The following is a 6,186-nucleotide window of genomic DNA, read 5'->3' as shown; positions in this document are numbered from 1 at the left end:
TGGCGCAGTGCTGATGGCGGTGCTGCTCGCCAGCCGGCCGCTGCGCCGCCATGTCGGCCCGGTGATGTTTGCCAGCGTTGGGGTGTTTGGCCTGGCCACCATCGTTTTTGGCCTGTCCACTTCTTACCCGCTCAGCCTGGCTGCGCTGTTCGTGCTCGGCGCGGCCGATGCGATCAGCGTGTTCGTGCGCGGCAGCCTGATCCAGCTGCACACGCCCGACGATATGCGCGGCCGAGTGAGCAGCGTGTCGGGCCTGTTCATTTCGGCCAGCAACGAACTGGGGGAACTCGAATCCGGCCTCGCCGCGCGCACTATCGGTGCGGTGCCGGGCGTGGTTATCGGCGGCGTTGGCGCCATCATCGTCACCCTGTTGTGGGCGTGGCGCTTCCCGCAACTGCGCCTGGCCGACCGGTTCGAGGCGCAAAAGCTGGACTGAGAATTCCGCCGTTGGCGCAGGCGCTCGCTGCGCCTAAAAGAGCTGCAAACAACCGGAAGGTGCCGCGATGAAGGCCAACAACATCCTCGAAACCATCGGCCGCACACCGCACGTGCGGATGGCCAAACTGTTCCCCAACGCCGAAGTGTGGATCAAATCCGAACGCACCAACCCTGGCGGTTCGATCAAGGATCGCATCGCGCTGGCCATGATCGAAACCGCCGAAGCCGATGGCACGCTGAAACCCGGTGGCATCATCGTCGAACCGACCAGCGGCAACACCGGCATTGGCCTTGCCATGGTGGCGGCGGTGAAGGGCTACAAGCTGATCCTGGTCATGCCCGAAAGCATGTCGATCGAACGGCGGCGGCTGATGCTGGCCTATGGTGCCAGTTTCGATCTGACGCCGCGCGAAAAGGGCATGAACGGCGCCATCGCCCGCGCGCTGGAAATCGTGGAGTCCACGCCAAACAGCTGGATGCCGCAGCAATTCGAAAATCCGGCCAACATCGATGTGCATGTGAAAACCACGGCAGAAGAGATTTACGCCGATTTCACAGGCACGCCGCCCGATGCCATCATCACCGGTGTCGGCACTGGCGGCCATATCACCGGCGTCGCCCTGGTGCTGAAAGCCCGCTGGCCGAAACTGAAGATCTTCGCCGTCGAACCCGCCGCCTCCCCGGTGATATCCGGCGGCTCGCCCAGCCCGCACCCGATCCAGGGCATCGGCGCCGGCTTCATTCCGAAGAATCTCGATGTGGCGCTGCTGGATGGCGTGGTGCAGGTCGATGCCGCCGATGCCAAGGCCTGGGCGCTGCGCTCGGCCGCCGAGGAAGGCATGCTGGTCGGCATCTCATCCGGCGCGACGCTCGCCGCCATCGCCCTGAAACTGAAGGAAATGCCCACCGGCGCGCGGATCGTCGGCTTCAACTACGACACCGGTGAGCGTTACCTGTCGGTGCCGGAATTCCTGCCCGGCGGTTGAACCCAGAAGATCAGACAAATATGCCTCCGGCGGCTAGGGGCTGAGCCCCTGGACCCACTTTCGTTTGCGCGCGCTGCACGACTCGATTTGGGCTTGAAGCGCGATAAAAACAAATGGGTGCAGGCCTCAGGCCTGCCCGCCGGAGGCTCTGCTCGCCTGTTCTTCAACCCCTGCCACGCACCGGCTGCGGCACCAGTTCCACCACCAATATCTCGCCGCGCGTGCCGATCCGCAGCGGCACCACCGACGTGCCGATTCCGGCTGAGACGAGCAACTGCTGACCGGCGGCGTTGCGGAACAGGCCGCGCCGCACCTTTTCATAGTGCGGCGCCAACCGCGGCCAGCCGAAAATGTCGATCTGCCCGCCGTGGGTATGGCCAGACAGCATCAGATCAACCGCTGGCGGCAACTGGTTCAACAGCAGCGGTTCGTGCAGCAGTGCCAGCAGTGGCTTGCCAGGGCGCGCACGGGCAGCGGCGGCCCGCAGGCCCTGAATTGGCCGGTGCCCCAGAATGAGATCATCGCTGCCCACGATCTGCAGCGGCCCGACATCCACCAGATCGCCAGCCAATAGTTTCAGGCCGAAATGGCGCATCACCCAGCGGATCCAGTAGGGATCATCGTGATTGCCGGGCACGTTCCAGACACCCAGCGGCGCCTTCAGCCGGGTCAGCGGGCGCAGCGCATCTTCCAGCCGCATCGGCGGGTCCCAGATCTTGCTGGCGTGATAATCGCCGGTGATCACCACCAGATCGGGCTTCAGCGCGTTCACCTGATCCATGATGCGGTTCAACCGCACCTGCGGCATGTCCCAATTGCTGCCGTGCGTATCCGAAAGGTGGATCAGCCGAACCGGGCGCTGCAAGCCGGCCAGTTCGACGCGGTAGTGCACCACGGCCGGATCGCGGATCGCGCCAAGCCAGCCAGCCCAGCCGATCCCGACAGCCAGGCCGAACATCAATAGCAGAAAACGCTTCAAACGCGGGCCTTGTTTTCCTTTTCCTCGGCGAGGAAAGCCTTGAACGGGTTCAATTTTTCGGCCGTGCCGCCATTTGCGACCCGCCTGATCTGCTGGTAGTACCACGACTGTGCGGCAAATCCGTTAAGGGTCCGAACCAGCTTGAACGGCGAGGTGGGGCTAAGCCAACCGGGCCCGATCGATAGCCGTTCTTCAAAACGCGGCAGTTCATCAAGATGGCCGTCGAGCAGTTCGGCGACACAGTCCGGTTCGGCACACAGCGGCCGGGCGACGCCGACAAAATCGATGCCGCTGGCCAGCGCGTCGTTCATGGCTTCGAGGCTGCGGAACCCGCCCGTCACCATCAGCGGCGGGGTTTTCGCCGCCATCAACGCCCTTGCCAGTTGCACGAAATAGGCTTCGCGGGCCCGCGTCGATTGCTGCTTGGGTTCATCGCGCGGGGCCAGCCCATCCATGTCCATCATCGCCGGCTGTTCATAGGTGCCGCCCGACAATTCGAGGCAATCGACGCCCAGATCGGCCAGCCAGCCGGCCACGGTCAGGCATTCATCAAAGGCGAAACCGCCCTTCTGGAAATCGGCGCTGTTCAGCTTGACCGAGATGGTGAAATCCGCCCCCACCGCCGCCCGCACGGCCTTCACCACTTCGGTGAGCAGCCGCGCCCGGTTTTCCAGGGCGCCGCCCCATTCATCCTCGCGCCGGTTGGCCAGCGGCGACAGGAACTGGCTGAGCAGATAGCCGTGCGCCGCGTGCACCTGCACGCCGGTAAAGCCGGCTTCCCGGCTGACAGCGGCGGCGTGGGCCCAGCGCGCGATGAGATCGTGGATTTCGGCCCCGGTCAGCGGCACCGGCATGCCAAACTGGCCGCCCGGCAAGGCCAGTTGCACCGCCGATGGGGCCTTGGGTGTCGGGTTGACGCTCTTCTGAGTCTGGCGGCCAGCGTGGCTGATCTGCACCCAGGCCTGCGTGTCACCGCTGGTCGATGCCGCCGCCCAGCGCGCCCACGCCGCCTTGGCCTCGGCAGTCAGCGGGCCATCGACGATCACATTGCCCGGCCGTTCAAGGTGGCCGCGATCAATCTGCACGTTGCCGGTGAGCAGCAGCCCGCAGCCGCGATCCGCCCAGCGGCGATACAGGGTTTCATGCGCCTGGTTGGGCAGCCCGTCACGAAAGGCCAGCCCCTCGGTCATCGCCGCCTTGGCGACGCGATTGCGGAACTGCTGGCCGTTCGGGAGGACGAAGGCTTGGCTGACGTTGGACATGACGGACCCCGGTTTAGCGGCAAGGTGCCTTGGTGGCGCGACAAGGGCAAGCGCCGAGATGCCTCCCCTCCCCTTCAGGGGAGGGGTTGGGGGTGGGGACGTGCCGCAAGAAATCACCAGTAAGGGCTTGTGGCGCTGCCCCACCCCCGACCCCTCCCCTGAGACGCAGTCGAGCGGAGCTCAACGGGAGGGGAGAAGTGCTTACGCCGCCTGCTTCGCCGCCATGGCATAGAAGCTGTCACCGCGCGCCGCCATGTCACGCAAATATTGCGGCGGCGCAAAACGTTCGCCGTGCGCCTGCGCCAGCCGATCCAGCGTGGCGACAACATTGGCGATGCCCACGGTATCCATGTGGCTGAACGGCCCGCCGGTGAACGGCGCAAAGCCCCAGCCGAAGATCGCGCCCAGATCACCATCCTGCGGCGTTTCCAGCACGCCTTCGCCCATGCAGCGCGCGCATTCGACGAGCTGGCGATAAAGCAGGCGTTCCTTCACATCGGCCGGCGTCGGCTGTTCGGCAGCCAGGCCGCCCGCAACCGTTTCCACCAGTTCCGGCCACAGATATTTCTTGCCGCCTTCGGGATAGACATAAAATCCCTTGGCGTTCTTGCGGCCCTGGCGGCCAAGTTCGTGCATCTTGCTGATCACGCCATCGGCCGGGCCGGGCTTGTAGGCATCGCCCAGATCGGCGCGCGTCTGCTGGCCAACCTTGTAACTGAGATCGAGGCCAACTTCGTCGTTCACCGCCAGCGGACCAACCGGCATGCCCATCTGCTTGCCGATATTTTCGATCAGCGCCGGCGTGGTGCCTTCGCCCAGCAGCGCCAGGCCTTCCTGCACATAGGTGCCAAAGCAGCGCGAGGTGTAGAAACCGCGGCTGTCGTTGACCACGATCGGGGTTTTGCGGATCGCGGCGACATAATCCAGCGCCTTGGCGATGGCTTCCGGGCCGGTTTCCTTGCCCACGATGATTTCCACCAGCGGCATGCGTTCCACGGGCGAGAAGAAGTGGATGCCGATGAAATTGGCCGGCTTGCTCCATGCCTTGGCCAGGCCGGTGATCGGCAGTGTCGACGTGTTGGAACCGAAGATGACATCGGGGCCAACCACGGCTTCAGTCGCCTTGGTCACGTCCGCCTTGATCTCGCGGGTTTCGAACACCGCTTCGATGATCAGGTCGCAGCCGGCCAGATCGGCGTAATCCGATGTCGGGTGGATGCGATCGAGGATGACCTGCGCCTTGTCGGGGTCCATGCGCTTCTTGGCGAGCCGGTCGGCGGTATATTGCTTGCCCTTCTCCGCCGCCGCCAGATCACGATCGAGCAGCACCACCTCGATGCCGGCCTGCGCCGTCACCATGGCGACGCCGGCGCCCATCAGGCCAGCGCCGAGCATGCCGATCTTCTTGGTCGGCATCGGCGCAATGCCCTTGGGCCGGCGCGCGCCCTTTTCAGCGGCCTGCTTCGACACGAACAGGCTGCGGATCATGTTGCCCGCCTGCGGATCGGCCACCACCTTGGTGAAATATTTGGATTCGATGCGGATGGCGGTGTCCATCGGCACCTGCGTGCCTTCAAACACCGCGCTCAGGATGGCGCGTGGCGCGTTCATGTTGTCACCGGCATTCACGTGCGTCATGGCGTTGCCGCCCACGAACACTTGCGCGAAATTCGGGTTGAGCGCCGTTGCCGGCCCGCCCGGCATCTTGAAATTCTTGGTGTCCCACGGCTGCACGCCGCCGTTCGGATTGGCCTTCACCCACGCCTTGGCGGCGCTGATGATCTCACCCGCTGGCACCACGGCCTGCGCAACGCCAAAGCCCAGCGCTTCGGCGGGGCTCATGTTCTTGCCTTGCAGCAGGTACATCAGGGCCGGCTGAATGCCCATCAGGCGCGGCAGGCGCTGGGTGCCGCCGGCTCCCGGAAACAGGCCGACCATGATTTCCGGCAGGCCCAGCGTGATCTTGGGATTGTCGGCGATGACGCGATAATGACAGGCGAGGATGAACTCGAGCCCGCCGCCCAGCGCCAGGCCATTCACGGCTGCCGCCACCGGCTTGCCGCAGGTTTCCAGATCGCGCAGCAGCTTGTTGAGGCCGAACACGCCATCGAACAGCGCGGCCATCTTCGACTTGCCTTCCGGCAGCGCCGCGCCCGAGCCGAACAGCGCACCCATGCCCTTCAGATCAGCCCCGGCCATGAAGCCGCTGGCCTTGCCGCTGGTCAGCACGGCGCCCTTCACGGCGTCGTCGGTCTTCAGCCGCTCGATGGCGGCGGCCAGATCGGCCTGCACTTCAGGCGTGATGACGTTCATCGACTGGCCGGGCACGTCGATGGTGAGCAGCAGGATGCCATCGGCATCGAGTTCAGTGTGGATGGCAGTGGTCATGTGAAGGTCCCTTTCTGCTCCCCTCCCCTTCAGGGGAGGGGCTGGGGGTGGGGAAGTGCCCTCCCGCGCCGCCCTCCTTCTGATTCCAATGACTTGGCCCCCCCCCCCCCCCCCCCCCACAGGGGGGGGGGGG

The 6,186-nt window shown here is 65.1% G+C and carries 4 protein-coding genes and 1 pseudogene; 2 read left to right on the top strand and 3 right to left on the bottom strand.

The annotated features are described in order from the left end of the window. Both RMO81_RS15030 and cysK read left to right on the top strand, forming a co-directional pair. Positions 1-436: pseudogene (locus RMO81_RS15030) on the top strand (MFS transporter); the annotation flags it as partial. A 67-nt stretch (positions 437-503) separates the two neighbouring features. After that, positions 504-1,424 carry a cysteine synthase A gene (cysK, locus tag RMO81_RS15025; RefSeq protein ID WP_310476739.1) on the top strand — a complete coding sequence of 307 codons (921 nt, stop codon included), beginning with the start codon at positions 504-506 and terminating at the stop codon, positions 1,422-1,424. Between the two features lie 163 nt (positions 1,425-1,587). Here cysK and RMO81_RS15020 read toward each other — a convergent pair whose 3' ends face one another. The 3 genes from RMO81_RS15020 to RMO81_RS15010 all read right to left on the bottom strand — a co-directional run bounded on the left by RMO81_RS15020 (position 1,588) and on the right by RMO81_RS15010 (position 6,053). Further along, positions 1,588-2,382 (bottom strand): metallophosphoesterase, encoded by a 795-nt coding sequence (locus RMO81_RS15020; RefSeq protein ID WP_310476738.1) that lies wholly within the window; start codon positions 2,380-2,382, stop codon positions 1,588-1,590. A 17-nt stretch (positions 2,383-2,399) separates the two neighbouring features. Beyond that, positions 2,400-3,665 (bottom strand): NADH:flavin oxidoreductase/NADH oxidase family protein, encoded by a 1,266-nt coding sequence (locus RMO81_RS15015; protein ID WP_310476737.1) that lies wholly within the window; start codon positions 3,663-3,665, stop codon positions 2,400-2,402. A 201-nt stretch (positions 3,666-3,866) separates the two neighbouring features. Next, positions 3,867-6,053: a 3-hydroxyacyl-CoA dehydrogenase NAD-binding domain-containing protein gene (locus RMO81_RS15010; protein WP_310476736.1), complete on the bottom strand. Its 2,187-nt coding sequence runs from the start codon at positions 6,051-6,053 to the stop codon at positions 3,867-3,869. Between the last annotated feature and the right edge of the window lie 133 nt (positions 6,054-6,186).

The sequence above is a fragment of the Sandarakinorhabdus sp. genome, from assembly GCF_031422795.1.
Taxonomy (GTDB): domain Bacteria; phylum Pseudomonadota; class Alphaproteobacteria; order Sphingomonadales; family Sphingomonadaceae; genus Sandarakinorhabdus.
The sequence above is the reverse complement of the archived record's forward strand: the minus strand, read 5'-3'. Positions and strand labels throughout refer to the sequence as shown.